Raw genomic sequence first — 18,338 nt, forward strand, 5'->3', positions numbered from 1 at the left:
CGTGCTCAAATGTTGCGAACGACACATACCCGTAGGAGCGAGGCTTGCCCGCGAAGAGGCCCTCCATACCTGCACAAATCTCAAGCTCTGCGCCAAACCCCTTTCCCGCTCAACCGCGCCCGATCATGGGCCGCGGTGAAATCCTGCGCCGGACCTTTCGGCACAACGCCAGTCGGGTTGATGGTCTTGTGACTGCCGTAGTAGTGGTTCTTGATGTGGGTGAAGTCCACGGTCTCGGCAATCCCCGGCCATTGATAAATCTCCCGCAGCCAGTTCGACAGATTCGGATAATCGGCAATTCGCCGCAGGTTGCACTTGAAGTGGCCGTAATACACGGCGTCGAAACGAATCAGCGTGGTGAACAGGCGGATGTCCGCTTCGGTCAGGTATTCGCCCGTCAGATAACGATTGGCGTCTAACAACGCTTCCAGTCGATCCAGCTCCGCAAACAACCCATCGAACGCCTCTTCATAAGCTTGCTGCGAGGTGGCAAAACCAGCGCGGTAAACGCCGTTGTTCACTGCTGGATAAATCCGCTCGTTCAGCGCGTCGATTTCGCTACGCAGCGGCGCCGGATAGAAGTCCAGGTCGTTACCGGTCAACTCATCGAAGGCGCCGTTGAACATGCGGATGATTTCCGCTGATTCATTATTGACGATGTGTTCCTGCTTTTTGTCCCAGAGCACCGGCACGGTGACACGGCCGGTGTAGTTGGCGGCATCGGCGGTGTAGCGCTGGTGCATGAAGTCGAAGTGATCGAGTTTGTCGCCGGTGGAGCCGTGGGACTTGTCGAAAGTCCAGCCGTTCTCCAGCATCAGATAACTGACCACCGACACATCGATCAGATTTTCCAGGCCCTTGAGTTTGCGCAGGATAAGCGTGCGATGAGCCCACGGACAGGCGAGGGAAACATAGAGGTGATAGCGGCCAGCCGCCGCAGAAAAGCCACCGACACCGCTCGGACCGGGTTGGCCGTCAGCGGTGACCCAGTTGCGGCGCTGCGCCTGTTCACGCTGGAATGCGCCGTCCTTGCTGCTTTCGTACCACTTGTCTTGCCACTGACCTTCAACTAGCAAACCCATGTTCAAGACTCCTCGACTGATAAGCGTTGGAGAGGAGTCTATTCCGTTCGGTTCGATAAAAAAGCGCAAAGGTTGAGCGGATATTATCAATTAAATCGATCTGTCTCGGGCGTCCCAATATTGCTGGGCGGTTTCGAAGGCCTGCTCGCGAGCTTGGCCGAGGCCACGCAAGGCCAGGGCCATGGTCGAAATCAGCGCCATTTGCGGATAGCTGTCGACTACATCGCCGCGCCAAACGGCTTTCAGGTGTTCGATTTCCAGCGAAGCTGGTTTGACGTGGCGCTGCGCCGACAGCTGCGGCCATTCCTCGTCCCAGCTTTCACCACCCGTGGTGCCGTACAGATGGCTGTCGGCGTCCGGATTGATCTCGATCTCGCCGCCATCGCCCTTGACCACGATCGCCGTGTCGCCGAGCAGGCCGCTGGCATCGCGATGCACAGCCTGGTAGCCAGGGTGGAAAATGCTTTGCAGGCCGCAACGGGCGCCCAACGGATTGAGAATTCGTGCCAGGGAATGGATCGGCGAACGCAGGCCCAAGGTGTTGCGCAGGTCGATCATGCGTTGCAGCTGTGGCGCCCAGTCCATCAGCGGCATGAAGGCCAGGCCGCCGTTGTCCAGTGCCGTGCCGACCTGCTGCCAGTTGCGGCAAAGCGGGATTTTCAACGCGTCCAGCAATTGCTCGCTGTACAGCCGACCCGCCGTGTGCGCGCCGCCGCCATGCATGAAAATCCGCACGCCGTTCTGCGCCAGGCACTTGGCTGCCAGCAGATACCAGGGCAGATGACGCTTTTTGCCGGCATAAGTCGGCCAGTCCAGATCGACATTCAATGCCGGTGCCTGCAAACGCTCACGCAACGCTTCGGTGAACCCGGCCATTTCCTCGGCGCTTTCTTCCTTGTGCCGCAACAGCATCAGGAATGCGCCGAGCTGGGTCTCTTCGACCTGTTCATCGAGCACCATGCCCATGGCCTGGCGGGCTTCTTCACGGGTCAGGTCGCGGGCACCGCGTTTGCCTTTGCCGAGGATGCGTACGAATTGGGCGAACGGGTGTTCGGCGGGCGTTTCGAGGGTCAGCGCTGGGTAATCGGTCATAAGCAATTCGTCGGTTTGGGCAGGCCCGCCAATTTCGCGGCGAGTTTGGCGGGGTGCCTTTGAACAATCGGTTCAGGTGCAGGCTGTTGCCCTTTTCCGGCCCGAGCTTCAATGCGGTGTATTTGATCAGCGGGCGAGTGGCCGGTGATAGCTGGAATTCGGCATAGAAACTGCGCAGCACTTCGAGGACTTCCCAGTGTTCGGGGCTCAACTGGATATCTTCGGCAGCCGCCAGGGCAGTGGCGACTTCAGAGGACCAATCACTCAGTTCGACCAGGAAACCGTCCTTGTCCAACTCGATGGCGCGCGCGCCGACCGTCAGGGAATTCATAGCCAACTGTTGACCTTGTCGTGGTGAATCGACAGCTCGACGAAGGCCGGATAGTCGACGGCCTCGGCCCAGTCTGGAACCACAATGGCCCGGGCCTGGGCGTCTTCGGCCAGGACGTAGGTTTTCACGCCGCGAGTAATGAGCGCCGTGAAAGGTGCGGTGCCCGGCTGCAAGGCGTAGGCCGCGTCACCGGACAACAGCAGCGCATCGTGCGCGCCGATCAGCCGCAGGCAGCTGTTCAGGCGGTCGTCGCCGAAAGGAGAGTGAGACAACACATGCAAAGTCGACATCAGAGGGTGATCACCTGGTCGTAATGGTCAATAAGGGCGGTGATTTCATCGGCGGCCAGCACTTGAGCTTCTTCCAATGACAGGGCGTTTGAGTCCAGACCACGTTGCGCGGCGCTTTCAGCACAGACGAACAGTTCTTCCACACCAAACATCGGCAAGGCCTGCAAATTGGCGCTCAGGTCTTTCTGTTGCAGCGCCTTGGCGTCTTGTTTCGTTGCGAGCTGGAATACGCCGTCATCGAGAAACAGCAGGCCGATCGGCAAATCGAAAGCGCCGCCGGCCAGCACGATGTCCAGTGCTTCGCGCGCACCCGGTCCGGACCACGGCGCCTGACGGCTGATAATCAGCAAGGATTTAGCCATCTCACGCGCCTCCGAAACAGATCAGGCGGTCGGCGTCCTGCACCGCGTCATGCAATTGACCGAGTCCGGACAATTCCCACGGCGTGCCAATGGCGACAGCCTCACGCTGATAGCGCTTGGCTTCTTCCTCGTTCAACACGCCACGGCGCAGGGCGGCGGCAATGCAGACCACGCCGTCCAGTTGGTGCTCGCTGACAAACGCGCGCCATTGCTTGGGCAAGTCCAGCTCATCCTGTGGCGTGACCACGCTGTCAGATGCGTTGTAGACGCCATCCTGATAGAAAAAAAGCCGGACAATCTCATGCCCGCCGGCCAGCGCGGCCTGGGCGAACAGCAAGGCGCGGCGCGAGGAGGGTGCATGGGCGGCGCAAAACACGGCAATGGCGAACTTCATGACGGACTCGATCAGCGAAACTGCGGCCATGATAAAGCTTTATCGGCGGTGCGGCGAAGGGCGTTTGACTGAAGACCGAGTTGCCCTTTTCGCGAGCAAGCCCGCTCCCACATTTGAAATGCATTCCAATGTGGGAGCGGGCTTGCTCGCGAAAGCGGACTCACTGGCGCAGCAGTCATCAAGGTTATTTGCTTAACCCATACAACTCGCAATACTCCAGCCATTCCATACCAGCCATTTCAGCCACTTCCCTATGCACTTCCAAACGCTGGGCCTGATAGTCCTCGTCCGTGGCGGCGGTCAGTTGCAATGTCAGTTCCCAGGCAAACAGGCCAAGGCGCTCGGCTTCGGCCTCGAAGGCTTCGTGCAAACGCTCGTCGCGAAACTGCGCGAGGGTTTCGCCTTGGCCTGGGCGAGCAAAGGGTTCAGGTTGTCCAGTTCGACGCGCAACTCGGGGCGCTCATCGAGAAATTTATGCAGTGCCTGTTCGTGTTGCAGCTCGGATGCCGCCATGGTCGCTCCTTGATTGTGGATTTACGCAGACTGCTTTTTGCTGGCCTTGGCCGCTGCCGCCAGACACTCGAGGGCAAACTGCTCGGTGTAGGTCATCTTGATCGGCGTGGTTTCGCCTTTGACGGTTCTTTCGCCGTCGAGGATGTAACGAATCCGCTTGTCGGTGACGCCGATTCGCTTGGCAATCCAGGAGGGCGTCTGTCCGATCTGGCTGATCAGCTTGTCAGCGTATTCGGGGGTCGGTTTGTAGAACTCGGCGTTAGGTGTCATGAGGCTTCCAGAAAGAAATGTTATGCGGCGATGGGGCGCGACAGGGTGCGCGAATCGTCGCGCGGTGTCGCGGTATAAATGCAGTAAAGCAGAACGATACGCGCTGCCAGGGTGATACAGTCCGCTTTTTCTTGATGAGCGAATGCAATGCGAATTCTGATGGTGGCGCTGGCCGTTACGTTACTGGCCGGATGCGCGGGCTCGGTGATGAGCGACGCCCGCAGCAAACCTGCGTACAAGACCCTCAAGTCGGACAAACCGGAAAAAGTCGTGGCCCAGTGCGTGCAGTTTTCCTGGCAGGACGAAGCGGTGTTCGGTGTCGATGCCAGCGCTATCTGCAGCCAGGCGAGAAGGGCGGCACGACCGTGTATACGCGCTCGGCGGAGTCTTTTGTGGACGTGACCACCGATGCTTCGGGAACCGTGTTGAGTTACTACGCACAGCACGACGACTTCGTCGCCAAGCGCCGGTTGGCGGCTTTGGCGACCTGTCTGTGATCTGATGGTTTAACGCAATCTCCATGTGGGAGCGGGCTTGCTCGCGAAGGCGGTGTATCAGTCAATACATGTGTCGACTGATACACCGCCTTCGCGAGCAAGCCCGCTCCCACGTTAGTTCAGTGTTGATCACGAATTTCGCGTTTTGATCAGTAGCTCAAACGCTTTTGAAAAAAGAAGTGCTTGTGACCCGGCGGGTAGTCGGCGATGTGCCCGATCTCGCTGTAACCGCATTTCCTGTAGAACTCCGGTGCCTGGAATTCGAAGGTGTCGAGCCACAGTCCAATGCATTTTTTCTCTCGCGCCAGGTCTTCGGCCATCTGCATCAGCTTCGTGCCCATGCCCTGTCCCCGGGCCTGTTCCGGCACCGACAGCAGGTCGATGAACAGCCACTGGTAAACAATCGCGCGTAGAGGCCGCCGAGTATCTGGTCGTTATCGTCGCGTACCAGCAAGGCAATGTGCTCAGGTACGGCGCCGTCGGCTTTCGAGGCGTTATAGGCGCGCAGCGGCAGCAGGATGGCTTGGCGTTCTTCTTCCGTGGGGTTTGGCGAGAACTCTATTCGCAAAGTCATGGCTATATCCTTATGGCAGTGAAACCGCAGACTATCTTGGTCATGGCGATTGATCTATCCCCTCGGCAGAAGTGGAACCGTCGCCTGCGCGCAGATGTCTAGCCTCAAGAAGCATCATTCCAGAATGCGGCCTATGAGGACACTCCGTGAATATTTTCGAAGCCTTGCGTGAAAGCCACGAACGCCAACGCACCTATGCCAAAGCCCTGGTCAAGACCAGCGGCGACACTCCTGAGCGGGTTGAAGCCTATAAACAGCTCAAGTCCGAACTGCAGGCACACGAAACCGCCGAAGAGCGGCATTTCTATATTCCGTTGATGGAGTTCGACAATGGTGTCGACCTCAGCCGCCATGCCATCGCCGAACATCACGAAATGGATGAAATGATGGAAGAGCTGGACGAGACCGAAATGTCCAGCCCGGCCTGGCTGGCGACTGCGAAGAAACTGTCCGAGAAAGTCCATCACCACCTCAAGGAGGAAGAGCAGAAGTTCTTCCAGATGGCCGGCAAGTTGCTCGACGACAAACAGAAAGAGACGCTGGCGGGCCAGTACGAGAAGGAATACAAGGCGCAGCTTTCTTGAATGCGCAGGCGTCGGGTGATTTCACCTAAGATGTCGATTCTCTGAAAAACAGGACGCGTTTTCATGTCGAACACAGCCGAGCGGGTCAACATCCTTGAGTCCCAGGTGTTGTCCCACGACTGGTATCTGCTCAAGAAGATCACCTTCGATTACCAACGCAACAACGGCGAATGGCAACGCCAGACCCGCGAAGTTTACGACCGTGGCAATGGAGCGGCGATTCTCTTGTACAACCGCGAAAAGAAGACCGTGGTACTGACCCGGCAATTTCGCCTGCCGGTGTTCGTCAACGGGCATGACGGTCTGCTGATCGAAGTGGCGGCGGGGTTGCTCGAAGGTGCCGCGCCCGATGAGCGCATCCGCGCAGAAGCGGAAGAAGAAACCGGTTACCGTGTGCACCACGTGCAGAAGGTGTTCGAGGCTTACATGAGTCCCGGTTCGGTGACGGAGAAACTGCACTTCTTTATCGCTGAATACGATGCGACTTCGAAGGTCAGTGACGGTGGTGGGCTGGAGGAGGAAACCGAAGAGCTGGAAGTGCTGGAATGGGCATTCGATGAGGCGCTCGAAGCGTTTTATCGCGGGGAAATCTGCGACGCGAAGACCATCATGCTGCTGCAGTATGCGGCGATGAAAAACATTTTCACTGCTGTTTGATCAATGCACATTCCGTAGGAGCCGGCTTGCTGGCGAAGGGGCCTTTGGACTCCGCATCCGACTCGAGGCCGCCATCGCTGGCAAGCCAGCGCCTACAGGTTTAGAAGCCTGGGAGGCGTGCTGTGCCAGGCCAATGTCCCCCTTCCAGCGTCAGCAACAACTCCTTCGCCTCCAACCCCCCTGCGAATCCGGTGAGCTTCCCCGACGCACCAATCACCCGATGACACGGCGCAATGATCGAAATCGGGTTCTTGCCATTCGCCGCACCCACCGCCCGCACCGCACTCGGGTTGCCGATCTGTTCGGCGATCTGGCTGTAGCTGCGGGTCTCGCCGAACGGAATGGTCAGCAAGGCTGCCCAGACCTTCTTCTGAAACTGCGTACCGGCAAAATCCAGCTCCAGATCAAACCGCTGACGTGTGCCGGCGAAATATTCGCGCAGTTGCTCGCAGGTGCGGATCAGGATCGGGTTGTCCGGCGCTTCGCTCATCGGGCCGAGGCGCACCCGACCGGGTTTGTCGTTTTCCCAGAGGATGGCCGCCAGTCGCAAGCCGTTCGCGACCAGCTTCAACTCGCCGACCGGGGAGGCCAGGGTGATACAGGAGTAAGTCATGCCGGTGCCGCGTCGAAGTGTTGAACAGCTGTTAAGGATACTGCCTCGCCGGGGAGGCGCAATACGCAATCTTGACCATACTTCGTACTGCTCTTGAAGCGTTCCCTCTGTTTTAACAGAGCCCTAAAACAAAAAGAGACCGACTCATGAAGTACGAACCTTTTGCCAAATCGCTGATTGCGACTTCACTGGTGCTCAGCTGCCTGACTGCCCATGCGGCCTCCGTCGCCCCGGTTGCGGGGGAAAACGGCATGGTGGTCACTGCCCAGCACCTGGCCAGCCATGTGGGTGTGGATGTACTCAAAAGCGGTGGTAACGCCGTGGATGCCGCCGTGGCGGTGGGTTACGCGCTGGCGGTGGTTTATCCCGCGGCAGGCAACCTCGGTGGCGGCGGTTTCATGACCATTCAGCTTGCGGACGGGCGCAAGACCTTCCTCGATTTTCGTGAAAAAGCGCCCATTGCCGCCACCGCCAATATGTACCTCGACAAGGAGGGCAATGTCGTTCCGGACCTGAGCACCCGTGGCCACCTGGCCGTCGGTGTGCCTGGCACCGTTTCCGGCATGGAGCTCGCGCTATCGAAATACGGCACCAAACCACGCAAGGAGGTGATCGCCCCGGCCATCAAACTTGCCGAAGACGGTTTCGAGCTGGATCAAGGTGATGTCGATTTGCTCGGCGAAGGCACCGACGTGTTCAAGAAGGACATCAAGGATTCCGGCTCGATCTTTCTGAGCAACGGCGAACCGATGCAGGTCGGGCAGAAACTGGTGCAGAAAGACCTTGCTAGAACCCTGCGGGAAATCTCCGAGAAAGGCGCCGATGGCTTCTATAAAGGCTGGGTGGCGGACGCCATCGTCACCTCCAGCCAGGCCAACAAGGGCATCATCACCCAGGCCGACCTCGACAAATACAAAACCCGTGAACTGGCGCCGATCGAATGCGACTACCGTGGCTACCACGTGGTCTCGGCACCGCCACCAAGCTCCGGGGGCGTGGTGATCTGCCTGATCATGAACATCCTCGACGGCTACCCGATGAAGGATCTGGGCTATCACTCAGCCCAAGGCATGCACTACCAAATCGAAGCGATGCGTCACGCCTATGTCGATCGCAACAGCTACCTGGGCGACCCGGATTTCGTGAAAAACCCGATCGCCCACCTGCTCGACAAAAACTACGCAACCAAGCTGCGCGAAGCCATCAACCCACAAAAAGCCGGCGTGTCCAGCGAACTCAAACCCGGCGTCGCGCCCCATGAAGGCAGCAACACCACCCATTTCTCCATCGTCGACAAATGGGGCAATGCGGTATCGATGACCTACACCCTCAACGATTGGTTCGGTGCCGGGGTCATGGCGAGCAAGACCGGGGTCATTCTTAACGATGAAATGGACGACTTCACCTCGAAAATCGGCGTGCCAAACATGTACGGCCTGGTGCAGGGCGAGGCCAACGCCATCGCCCCCGGCAAGGCGCCGCTGTCGTCCATGAGCCCGACCATCGTCACCAAGGACGGCAAGGTGGTGATGGTCGTCGGCACCCCCGGCGGCAGCCGCATCATCACTGCCACCTTGCTGACCATGCTCAACGTGATCGACTACGGCATGAACATTCAGGAAGCGGTCGATGCGCCACGTTTCCACCAGCAATGGCTGCCGGAGGAAACCAACCTGGAGACTTTCACCACAAGCCCCGACACGGTGAAGATCCTCGAAAGCTGGGGCCACAAGTTTGCTAAACCCCAGGACGCCAACCACTTGGCAGCGATCCTGGTAGGCGCCCCGTCGTTGGGCGGCAAACCGGTGGGCAACAACCATTTCTACGGGGCCAACGATCCACGGCGTAACACCGGATTGTCGCTGGGTTACTGACGGTTGTGTTTGAAAGGGGACGGGCTTATGTTCGTCCCCTGATCCACTGACTTCTCAAGGAAGGAACCATGACCACCGCACTGTTAATCATCGACGTCCAACAAGCCCTTTGCTCCGGCGAATACGAGTGCCATGAGATCAAACGCGTTATCGACACCATCAATGACCTGAGTGCCAGAGCGCGAGACGCCGGGGTTGCGGTGGTGCTGATCCAGCACGAAGAAGAAGGCGATCTGTTGAAACACGGGACCCCAGGCTGGCAACTGGCCGATGGGCTGCAAACTTCGCCCGAAGATAATCGCGTACGTAAAACCACTGGCGATTCGTTCTATCAGACCAATCTGCAGAAACTGGTGCCTGTGCAGGACATTGAGCGCTTGGTCATCTGTGGTCTGCAGACCGACTACTGCGTGAATGCAACCCTGCGTCAGGCGCATCAATTGGGCTATGACGTGGTGTTGGCCGCCGATGCGCATTCCACTGTCGACAACGGCAATGTGACTGCCGAAGACATCATTGCCGAACACAACAAGGATTGGGCGGACCTGAGCAGCTCGGTGGCGCGAATCGATGTCATCCCGGCCAGTGAAATCCGCTTCTGAAATCCCCTCGCCACAAATGCGCGGCGGGGCATTGGGGCTCGGCGGCGCAGTACCTGTTTCGCACGGTGACCATGCTCAGGGAGCAAGGCATCCGCGACCGCAACATGAGCCGCATCGAAAGCCTGGTTGCCGAAGAAATCGAAGCCGAGCTGGCCGCAGCGAAGCATCCTTAAAACTACTCTCGAAGGCGGCCTGACAGCCGACCTGTCCTTTGTTGACTGAGTACATATCCATTCCTGCGGTAATGGCGGCTTAGGGTTCCGCCCTGACGGCGGGTCACTTGGAAGAGCCTGTAGGAGCGAAGCTTGCTCGCGAAGACGGCAGTCCAGTCAACAAAGATGGCGCCTGACCCAACGCCTTCGCGGGCAAGTCGGATCGCCGCCCGCTCGCTCCTATAGAGCTCCTGCTCCGTGGGCCCGCCGCGATCGGCCATCCTTGGCCCAGCGCGGCTAACCCGCATCTATGCCGCCTGACAGCCGACCTGATTTTCGCGGATGTACCCAATACCCTGTGGGAGCTGGCTTGCCTGCGAAGGCGGCCTGACAGCCGACCTGACTTTCGGGATGTACTCATCCTTGTGGGAGCTGGCTTGCCTGCGAAGGCGGCCTGACAGCCGACCTGAATTTTTGCGGATGTACCCAATACCCTGTGGGAGCTGGCTTGCCTGCGAAGGCGGCCTGACAGCCGACCTGATTTTCGCGGATGTACCCAATACCCTGTGGGAGCTGGCTTGCCTGCGAAGGCGGCCTGACAGCCGACCTGAATTTTGCGGATGTACCCAATACCCTGTGGGAGCTGGCTTGCCTGCGAAGGCGGCCTGACAGCCGACCTGACTTTCGCGGATGTACTCAATCCCTTGTGGGAGCTGGCTTGCCTGCGAAGGCGGCCTGACAGCCGACCTGAATTTTTGCGGATGTACCCAATACCCTGTGGGAGCTGGCTTGCCTGCGAAGGCGGCCTGACAGCCGACCTGATTTTCGCGGATGTACTCAATCCCTTGTGGGAGCGAGCGCGTCGTGTCAGCCAACATGAATGTTGTATGTGCCGGCCTCTTCGCGGGCAAACCACGCTTCCGCAACTAGCATGGACGCCATCCCGGTCCTTATGGCATGGTCCAGCCCCCAGACCACGCAGCCAACAGGACCGTAAGATGGAGGAGGCACATCAGGGCAGCATCGACACGTCGATGACCACACTGCAGCGTTCAACCGTTGCGTACTGCAGTTAGGTCGCCTGGCGCGGGAACGCGGCGCTGCCGAATTCATTGCTGACGGCTTGCAGGCATTCCGCGAGCTTGTGCCGTTTGCCTCGGCGTGGTGGGGCGAGATGTCTGTCTCGGCCGCCAGCGCACCGCCGCAGAGCTGGATGCACGGGCGCATCGACCTGGCCGACTCCTTTGCCGCCGAATGGCAAAAGAGTGCCGGCAGCGACAAATTTTCCCATGACACCTTGAGCCGCCCAGGCGAGGTGATTCGCGACAGCGGTTTCACCGACCCCCATGCAGAGGTGGACGCGTTCGCCCGGCGCCATGATCTTTATCACCCGATGTGCATCACCTTCGAGCTGCCGGAAAGCGGCTTGATGTTCTTCGTCTGTCTCTACCGTGGCGCCGATGTTGCTGCGTTCAGCGACAGTGAGGCGCAATTGTTTTCGGCGTTCTGCGAGCACCTGTTGCAGCTATGGCGATTTCAGGTACAGGACATGATCCGCGTCGACACCGGCAACGGGGCCAGCGACTTTGGCGTTGCGCGGCTGGACGGCGGTCTGCTCTACGTCGGCGCCGGATTGTGCGCGGTCATTCAACGGGAGTTGCCCGGCTGGAACGGCTCGACGCTGCCTGCCGAGGTCATCGCGCATTTGCCCAAGGCGCCCTGTGTCATGCGTCTGGGCAGCACTGCTCTGACCCTGACCCCGAATGCCGAACACGTCATCCTGTCACTGCAAACCCAACCACGCGGGGCGGTGCTGGCGCCACGGGAGCGGACCGTCGCCATGCTGTTCGCCGCCGGTCATTCTTACAAGGAAATCGCCAGAATCCTCACCCTCAGCCCGGCGACGGTACGCACCTACCTGCGCAACTGCTACTTGCAGCTCGGCGTTAAGAGCAAGGTGGAACTGGGGACGGTCCTGCGTTCGCCGAATTCCCAACGAGAATCAACGCGTCGGGATTGAGTGTGGCGCTCCTCCTATATTGTCCAACGCTCGGCTAACCGCCAGTTCACCCAACATGATTACCTGTTGAAGGGCCAACATCGTATTGCGGTGCGTACCGTTCAACGTAGCTGAAATTCGTTTGCCAATACGCGCGCTGACGCAAGCGATTCACAGGCGTAGGCCAGTAACGTTTCGTTGTTGATGTCAGGTGCAACAACAAAAATTCTGTCGGGCGTGTTCGTGGCGGGCGTGCCGGGTGCAGAGGGTTTCAGATAGTGGTCCAGCGCTTTGTTGACTGCGTCATGTAGCCCATTGGAAGGCGTGGAGACGTAGGGGGCAGTGTTTTCTACTTCCGAGCCGGTGGGTATATCGTGATCTTGCGCATGGTGGATTTCCGAGGAATGTCAGGAGCTGCAACGCTACCCCTCACGCTTCCGACGGCCAACCCTAAAAACATGTCGGATGCTTCCTGGTTTTTTTGGCGTTTTTCATCACGGACAGGTGCTCAATTTCAACCCGTTTAACATCATTCGATAGAGAGTGTTTAATCGTCATCGGATTTACTTCATGAAAGCTACAAGACCTTGCGGCGTTGCCTACGTTGCGCCGGTTTCGTGTCGCCCCGGTCGGCTAACTTGCGCACAGCTAATTCCCTGACCCCTCCTCATTTGCAGAGGTCCATCCGAACGCCACGTTCTATAGGGTATGCCCTGCATATCAAGGGCATGCGCGGCCTTCAGGTCAAGTCCTTGCAAAACTATAAAAACAGGGGTGAAACAATTGAAATTGTCCAGGCTATTCATCGCCGTGGCCGGCGCAACGGCTGTTTCCTGCGTGGCGCTGGTGGGGTGTCAGAGTCGGGCTTCGACCGGTGCCGACATGATCATGCGCAACGGTTTCGTGTACACCGTCGACAGCAAGGATTCGGTGCAGCAGGCGGTGGCGGTCACGGGTGGCAAGATCGTCTATGTTGGCAGCGATGAGGGAGTTGCTTCGTACATCGGCGCACAGACGCAGGTGGTCGATCTGGCGGGGCGCATGCTGATGCCTGGCTTCATCGATGCGCACATGCATCCCGGTGACGGCGGTCGCGCCATGACCTTGTGCGACCTGAAATACCAGACCATGACCCGCAAGGTGTTCCAGGAAACCATCCAGGCCTGTCTGGATGCTGAAAAGGACAAGGGCCCCGACGTCTGGCTCGAAGTTGGCAGCTGGGATCGCATGGGCATGGACGGACTCGACGGCGACCCCGATAAATCGACCCTCGACGCGCTGAAGACCAGGCGCCCGATACAGGTGCGTTCCACCGACTTCCATACCGTGCTGGTCAACTCCCGTGGCCTCGCGGTGGCGGGCATCGACAAGCACACGGCCAACCCCGGCGATGGCAAGTACGTGCGCGACGTTGCAGGCAACCCGACCGGTATCTGCGAGGACGGCGCGGCCGATGCCATGGCCGCTGTGGTGCCGCCCGCCACCGACGCCGAGAAGCTTACCCAGAGCCGCGCCGCGCTCGACGCCATGCGCCAGCAAGGCATCACCAGTTTCTTCGATGCCTTGTCGGGGCCGGAGAATGGCAAAGCGTTCACCACGCTTGAGCTGTCCGGCGAATTGACCGCCCGGGCCTTGTTGGCGATCAAGCTTGATCCGGCGGCCGCTACTGCTGACCCGGACAAGACCATCGCCGAAGCCAAGGCATTGGCTGCCACTTACGATCAGGGCGAGCCCAAGGTGGCGCCGGGCGTGAGCATGCGCCACGTGAAGTTGTTCATGGACGGTATCATCAACGCACCGGCCGACACCGGAGCGATGTTGACGCCTTATCTGCACAATGCCGGAACCGACAAGGCGCCGAAATGGGCACCGGGGAAAAACCGTGGCGAGTTGTATTTCCCGCCGCAAGTGCTCAATCCATTGCTGCTCAAGGCTGTGCAGGCCGGCTTCGATCCGCACCTTCACGCTACTGGCGATCGCGCGGTCCGTGACTCGCTCAACGGCATCGAATACGTGCGCCAGCAATTGCCCGGCAACGCCTTCCGCCCGACCATTACCCATGCCGAGTCGGTGGACCCCGCCGACTACGGGCGTTTCAAGGCGCTCGATGTGACCGCCAACATGTCTTTCCAGTGGGCACAGCAGGCGCCGTCCACGGTCGACGGCACCAACGATCACCTCGGTGCCGAGCGATTCGCGCGCATGGAACCGTCGGGCAGCATCGCCCGTGCCGGTGGCCGGGTGGCTTATGGCAGCGACTGGCCAGTCGATCCGCTCGACGAATTTCTTGCGCTGAAAATCGGCGTCACCCGCTCGGGCGATCCGCAGAATCCACACAGCTATGGCACCAAGTACGCGGGCAGGCTCAACACCGCCCCGGCGCTGTCCCGTGCCGAGGTACTGCGCACCATCACCCTCAACGCCGCAGAGCAGCTCAGCTGGAGCAGGTGGTCGGTTCGGTGGAGGTGGGCAAGTTCGCTGACTTGATCGTGCTGGATAAAAACTTCATGCAAGTGCCCGAGGACGAACTGGGGCGCAACCAGGTGTTGATGACGCTGGTTGGCGGCAAGGTGGTGTGGGCCAAGGCGCCGTTTGTGGGGCAGGTGGCTGTTATCGCCGGCCAGTGATGCGAACCTGTAGGAGCCGGCTTGCTGGCGAAGGCGGCGCATCAATCAACATTGATGTCGTCTGACACACAGCTTTCGCCAGCAAGCCGGCTCCTACAGTGGATTGTGTAATGCACTCTATTTGGAAGAGAACAAGAACAATGACCAATCAACGAAATCCCCTGATCGAGACCCGCTCGATCGATTACATCCCCGAGGCCGAGCGCCATGGCAGCCTGTACAGCCAGTTCACCCTGTGGCTCGGGGCCAATCTGCAGATCACCGCGATCGTCACCGGGGCGCTGGCCGTGGTGTTGGGCGGTGATGTGTTCTGGTCACTGATCGGCTTGCTGATAGGCCAGGTGCTCGGCGGTGCCGTGGTGGCGTTGCACGCGGCACAAGGGCCGAAGCTCGGGTTGCCACAGATGATCTCCAGTCGCGTGCAGTTCGGGGTGTACGGCGCGGCGATCCCGATTGTGCTGGTGTGCCTGATGTACCTCGGCTTCAGCGCCACCGGCGCGGTGTTGTCGGGGCAAGCGATTGCCCAGTTGATCAGCGTCAGCGACAGCGCCGGTATCCTGATATTCGCCGGCTGCATCGCGTTGCTGACGATGTTCGGTTATCGGGTGATCCACCTGGTCGGGCGGGTGGCCAGCGTGCTGGGCGTCATCGCGTTCGTCTATCTGTTTGCCCGGTTGATGACCCTCAACGACATCGGCCTGTTGCTGGAAAACCGCCATTTCGCCTGGAGCACTTTCCTGCTGGCGGTGTCGCTTTCCGCGTCCTGGCAGATCGCCTTTGGCCCGTACGTGGCTGACTATTCACGCTACTTGCCGAGCAAGACGTCGTCCTGGAAAACCTTCACCGCCGTCGGCCTGGGCACGGTGCTGGGCGCCCAGGCTTCCATGGTGCTGGGTGTGTTTGCCGCAGCTTTGGCGGGGCAAACTTCCGCGGTCACGAAGTGGCGACCATCGTTGGCTTGGGCAGTACCGGGATCATGGCCTCCTTGCTGTACTTGAGCGTGGTGTTCGGCAAGGTCACGGTGTCGACCTCAATGCCTATGGCAGCTTCATGTGCGTGGCCACCATCATCAGTGGTTTCCGTAGCCGCCTGGAGATCAGCGCCGGCCAGCGCATGCTATTTGTGCTGCTGATTGTCGCGGCATCCACCACGCTCGCGTTGCTGGGCAGTACTCGTTTCTCAACTCGTTCAAATACTTCATCCTGTTCTTGCTGACGTTCTTCACACCGTGGAGCGCGATCAACCTGGTGGATTACTACTTCATCAACAAGGAGCGCTACGACATCCCGGCCTTGTCCGATCCGGCGGGGCGGTATGGTCGCTGGAACCTGCGGGGGATCGGCGTGTACGTCACCGGTGTGCTGATTCAGCTGCCTTTCGTCGACACCATTTCTACTCCGGACCGATGGTCGCGCAACTCGGCGGCGTGGATATTTCCTGGATCGTGGGGCTGGTGGTGCCGGGGATTCTGTATTACCTGCTGGCCCGGTCATCAGTATTGGTCGCCCCGGTTGAGGATCGTTCAAAGGCCTGAACAAGAGCAAGCCATGTAGGAGCGAGCTCGCTCGCGATGGTCGTGAACGATAACGCGTAAACCGGTTGCCCAGCGGTGCCGTTAAATTCTTCGCGAGCAAGCTCGCTCCTACAGTTATCAGCGCCGGTTGCATTGCTCAACGCTCGGAAGACCCCAGTGTCCACGCAACTGCTCGTATTGCACCTCGGGCAGTTGCACCAGCAATGGGGACTGGCGCGGGTCCAGCCAGCTGAACAAACGCGCCATATCCGCCGGGTCCATGGCCGTGCAGCCCCGTGTTGGCAACGTGGGGCCGCGCCAGATATGGAAGAAAATGCACGAGCCGGCGGCGGGGGATGACGGGGTGTTGTGCTCGATGACGATGCCTTGGCGATACAAGTCATCGTTGCGCCGCATGCGTTCGGAACTGTTCCAGTCCCTGGCGACTGTCGCACCGTCGACCAGTTGGTTGTAGCGTTTCGACTGGCTGTCATCCACGCATTCGATGGTCGGTGTCAGTGCGAGGTAGGGCAGTCGGGTGTCGGCGTCGGGGTCGTAGCCGAACGCCGTGCCCAGTTTGAATATCCCGGCCGGGGCCTTGCCATCGCCTTCCTGTTTGATCGGCCCCTGAGGTGCTTCGATACTGTTGAGCCCCTTGCCCCAGGCCATCCCGTTTTTGCCGAGAACTACCGGAAACGATGCCTCGAATTTTTCAAAGGTGCTCCCATGCCGTTCATAGCGCTGGGCGGTGCCTGAATGTCATCCCAATTCTTGCTGGTGACGACGATCAGTTGCTGAATGTCTTCGAGCCCCTGGGCGAGCGCCGCACAGGGCAACAGCAGCAGTGCACAGGCCTTGATCAGTCGAATCATGGCGTCGGGCTGCCCGGCTCAAGCGGGGTAATGGGGAAATCCATGACGGTCTTCAGCGTTGGATCCCGACTGTATGTGAAATGCCACCATTCGGCGGAATAGCCGGTAAATCCTCTTGCTCCATGGCGCGGGTGAGACGCTGGCGATTTTCCATGGCGGTGGCATTGATCAATGTCGTGTCGGTATGGGCGCGCTCATCGAAGCAATCAAACCGGTGCCCATGTCGACGGCGCCGTCGTGCCAACGCTGGCCATAGTCAGCGGTGCAATTGAGTGGTGTGGCAGAAGGCGTCCAGGTGTCCGTGGGCAGGGCACCGGGACCGGTCAGTGTCAGGTCGACGGTGCCGCCCCTGGAGTGATTGGACACCCGCGCCACGTAACCCAGACGCCAGAAGTCCTGCTTGTCCACCCGTGGATAGAACTCGGCCTTGCGCGGATCGCCGGGTTCTTTCGCAAAACGGCCCATATCTGCGACGGCACGACTGGGGCGATAGCAGTCGAATACTTTCAAACCGTAGCCTTGCGCTCGCAACGCCGTTTGCACCCGGGCGAGGGCTTTGGCTGCGTCCAGCGACAACACGCATTCCGCTGCCGTGTAACCGTCGAGGGGGTGCCCGGTGAAGTTGTGGGCGCTGGCGTAACGGATGTCCTGCTCGATGCCAGGGTCGATCGTGCGCAATACACCATGTGCGCAGGCCGGTCCTCGGCATGCGCGCCGGCAGGCAGGAGGGGCGAGAGCAACAGCAGCGACAGGCTGCATGATCGAACTGCAAATGACATCGGGGCCGATCTCCGCGCAGGCAGGCAAGTGTGCACATCATGGCTTGAAACGTGCCTGTACAACCACTGTAGGAGCGAGCTCTGCTCGCGAAAAACGTCGGGACAACGCGTTCATCCAGACTACCCGCATAATCGTTGACGTCCATCGCGAGCAGAGCTCGCTCCTACAGGGGCGGTGTCGTGCAGAACGGATCAGTCGCGATAGACCGGGAAATCGCTGCACATTGCAGCGGCTTGCCGGGCGACCTGGGCCTCGACATCGGCATCGCCGAGGTGGTCGAGGATGTCGCAGATCCAGCCCGCCAGCTCGATGCTCTGGGCTTCCTTGAAACCGCGACTGGTGATCGCCGGTGTACCGATACGCAGGCCGGAAGTCACGAATGGCGATTGTGGGTCGTTGGGCACGGCGTTCTTGTTCACGGTGATGCCGGCACGGCCAAGGGCGGCGTCGGCATCCTTGCCGGTCAGGCCCTGACGAATCAGGCTGACCAGAAACAGATGGTTGTCGGTGCCGCCGGACACCACGTCGAAACCCCGCTCGATAAACACGTGTGCCATCGCCTGGGCGTTGCGGATCACTTGCGCCTGATAAGTCTTGAAGGCCGGCTCCAGCGCTTCCTTGAAGCACACGGCCTTGGCGGCGATCACGTGCATCAGCGGG

Annotated in this window: 13 protein-coding genes and 10 pseudogenes; 8 read left to right on the forward strand and 15 right to left on the reverse strand. The window is 59.6% G+C overall.

The features are described from left to right. Window positions 1-80: 80 nt before the first annotated feature. The 8 genes and pseudogenes from CES87_RS23390 to CES87_RS23425 form a co-directional block, all read right to left on the reverse strand. Window positions 81-1,082, reverse strand: a complete 1,002-nt coding sequence (locus CES87_RS23390; protein ID WP_128607950.1) for a glutathione S-transferase family protein — start codon at window positions 1,080-1,082, stop codon at window positions 81-83. A 90-nt stretch (window positions 1,083-1,172) separates the two neighbouring features. Continuing rightward, a complete protein-coding gene (locus CES87_RS23395; RefSeq protein ID WP_128607951.1) occupies window positions 1,173-2,174 on the reverse strand; it encodes a glycosyl transferase family protein in 1,002 nt (333 codons plus the stop codon). Further along, window positions 2,171-2,505, reverse strand: a pseudogene (locus CES87_RS23400) (TusE/DsrC/DsvC family sulfur relay protein). The gene CES87_RS23395 and the pseudogene CES87_RS23400 overlap by 4 nt, the downstream one beginning before the upstream one ends. Next, window positions 2,502-2,795, reverse strand: a complete 294-nt coding sequence (tusB, locus tag CES87_RS23405) for a sulfurtransferase complex subunit TusB (protein WP_128607952.1) — start codon at window positions 2,793-2,795, stop codon at window positions 2,502-2,504. Before tusB ends, CES87_RS23400 begins: the two are co-directional and overlap by 4 nt. Then, on the reverse strand, window positions 2,795-3,157 hold the full coding sequence (gene tusC, locus CES87_RS23410; protein ID WP_128607953.1) for a sulfurtransferase complex subunit TusC: 363 nt from the start codon (window positions 3,155-3,157) through the stop codon (window positions 2,795-2,797). The genes tusB and tusC overlap by 1 nt, the downstream gene beginning before the upstream one ends. A 1-nt stretch (window position 3,158) precedes the next feature. After that, the gene (gene tusD, locus CES87_RS23415) at window positions 3,159-3,551 is read right to left on the reverse strand and encodes a sulfurtransferase complex subunit TusD (RefSeq protein WP_128607967.1); all 393 of its coding nucleotides are present in this window, start codon (window positions 3,549-3,551) and stop codon (window positions 3,159-3,161) included. A 184-nt stretch (window positions 3,552-3,735) separates the two neighbouring features. Then, window positions 3,736-4,064 (reverse strand): annotated as a pseudogene (locus CES87_RS23420) (DUF6388 family protein). A 21-nt stretch (window positions 4,065-4,085) separates the two neighbouring features. Continuing rightward, complete coding sequence (locus CES87_RS23425) at window positions 4,086-4,334, reverse strand: hypothetical protein (protein WP_128607954.1); 249 nt, start codon at window positions 4,332-4,334, stop codon at window positions 4,086-4,088. A 147-nt stretch (window positions 4,335-4,481) separates the two neighbouring features. Between CES87_RS23425 and CES87_RS23435 the strand changes: the two are divergent. Then, window positions 4,482-4,831 (forward strand): annotated as a pseudogene (locus tag CES87_RS23435) (hypothetical protein). 149 nt (window positions 4,832-4,980) lie between these two features. Here CES87_RS23435 and CES87_RS23440 read toward each other — a convergent pair. Next, window positions 4,981-5,405: pseudogene (locus tag CES87_RS23440) on the reverse strand (GNAT family N-acetyltransferase). 146 nt (window positions 5,406-5,551) lie between these two features. On the opposite strand from CES87_RS23440, the gene CES87_RS23445 reads away from it, so the two are divergent. Together CES87_RS23445 and CES87_RS23450 are read left to right on the forward strand one after the other, a co-directional pair. Continuing rightward, window positions 5,552-5,989: a hemerythrin domain-containing protein gene (locus CES87_RS23445; RefSeq protein ID WP_128607955.1), complete on the forward strand. Its 438-nt coding sequence runs from the start codon at window positions 5,552-5,554 to the stop codon at window positions 5,987-5,989. Window positions 5,990-6,052: 63 nt separating this feature from the next. Then, window positions 6,053-6,646 carry an NUDIX domain-containing protein gene (locus tag CES87_RS23450; RefSeq protein ID WP_128607956.1) on the forward strand — a complete coding sequence of 198 codons (594 nt, stop codon included), beginning with the start codon at window positions 6,053-6,055 and terminating at the stop codon, window positions 6,644-6,646. 100 nt (window positions 6,647-6,746) lie between these two features. On the opposite strand, the gene CES87_RS23455 is transcribed toward CES87_RS23450, so the two are convergent. Then, window positions 6,747-7,259 (reverse strand): methylated-DNA--[protein]-cysteine S-methyltransferase, encoded by a 513-nt coding sequence (locus CES87_RS23455; protein ID WP_128607957.1) that lies wholly within the window; start codon window positions 7,257-7,259, stop codon window positions 6,747-6,749. 146 nt (window positions 7,260-7,405) lie between these two features. Between CES87_RS23455 and ggt the strand changes: the two genes are divergently transcribed. The 3 genes and pseudogenes from ggt to CES87_RS23475 all read left to right on the forward strand — a co-directional run bounded on the left by ggt (window position 7,406) and on the right by CES87_RS23475 (window position 11,907). Continuing rightward, window positions 7,406-9,133 carry a gamma-glutamyltransferase gene (ggt, locus tag CES87_RS23460; RefSeq protein ID WP_128607958.1) on the forward strand — a complete coding sequence of 576 codons (1,728 nt, stop codon included), beginning with the start codon at window positions 7,406-7,408 and terminating at the stop codon, window positions 9,131-9,133. A 68-nt stretch (window positions 9,134-9,201) separates the two neighbouring features. After that, complete coding sequence (locus CES87_RS23465) at window positions 9,202-9,735, forward strand: cysteine hydrolase family protein (protein ID WP_128607959.1); 534 nt, start codon at window positions 9,202-9,204, stop codon at window positions 9,733-9,735. A 1,150-nt stretch (window positions 9,736-10,885) separates the two neighbouring features. Then, window positions 10,886-11,907 (forward strand): annotated as a pseudogene (locus tag CES87_RS23475) (response regulator transcription factor). Here CES87_RS23475 and CES87_RS33560 read toward each other — a convergent pair. Next, window positions 11,890-12,281: pseudogene (locus CES87_RS33560) on the reverse strand (DUF6124 family protein). The pseudogenes CES87_RS23475 and CES87_RS33560 overlap by 18 nt on opposite strands. A gap of 388 nt (window positions 12,282-12,669) precedes the next feature. On the opposite strand from CES87_RS33560, the pseudogene CES87_RS23485 reads away from it, so the two are divergent. Both CES87_RS23485 and CES87_RS23490 read left to right on the forward strand, forming a co-directional pair. Then, window positions 12,670-14,513 (forward strand): annotated as a pseudogene (locus CES87_RS23485) (amidohydrolase). Window positions 14,514-14,653: 140 nt separating this feature from the next. Beyond that, window positions 14,654-16,047 (forward strand): annotated as a pseudogene (locus CES87_RS23490) (cytosine permease). 117 nt (window positions 16,048-16,164) lie between these two features. On the opposite strand, the gene CES87_RS23495 reads toward CES87_RS23490, so the two are convergent. From CES87_RS23495 to glyA, 4 genes and pseudogenes are all read right to left on the reverse strand, one after another. Then, window positions 16,165-16,695, reverse strand: a complete 531-nt coding sequence (locus CES87_RS23495) for a L,D-transpeptidase (protein ID WP_371858256.1) — start codon at window positions 16,693-16,695, stop codon at window positions 16,165-16,167. A 17-nt stretch (window positions 16,696-16,712) separates the two neighbouring features. Further along, a complete protein-coding gene (locus CES87_RS34530; protein WP_371858257.1) occupies window positions 16,713-16,898 on the reverse strand; it encodes a hypothetical protein in 186 nt (61 codons plus the stop codon). Next, window positions 16,895-17,677, reverse strand: a pseudogene (locus CES87_RS23500) (M15 family metallopeptidase). Before CES87_RS23500 ends, CES87_RS34530 begins: the two are co-directional and overlap by 4 nt. A gap of 192 nt (window positions 17,678-17,869) precedes the next feature. After that, window positions 17,870-18,338: pseudogene (gene glyA, locus CES87_RS23505) on the reverse strand (serine hydroxymethyltransferase); the annotation flags it as partial.

The sequence above is a fragment of the Pseudomonas sp. ERMR1:02 genome (assembly GCF_002277815.1).
GTDB lineage: Bacteria > Pseudomonadota > Gammaproteobacteria > Pseudomonadales > Pseudomonadaceae > Aquipseudomonas.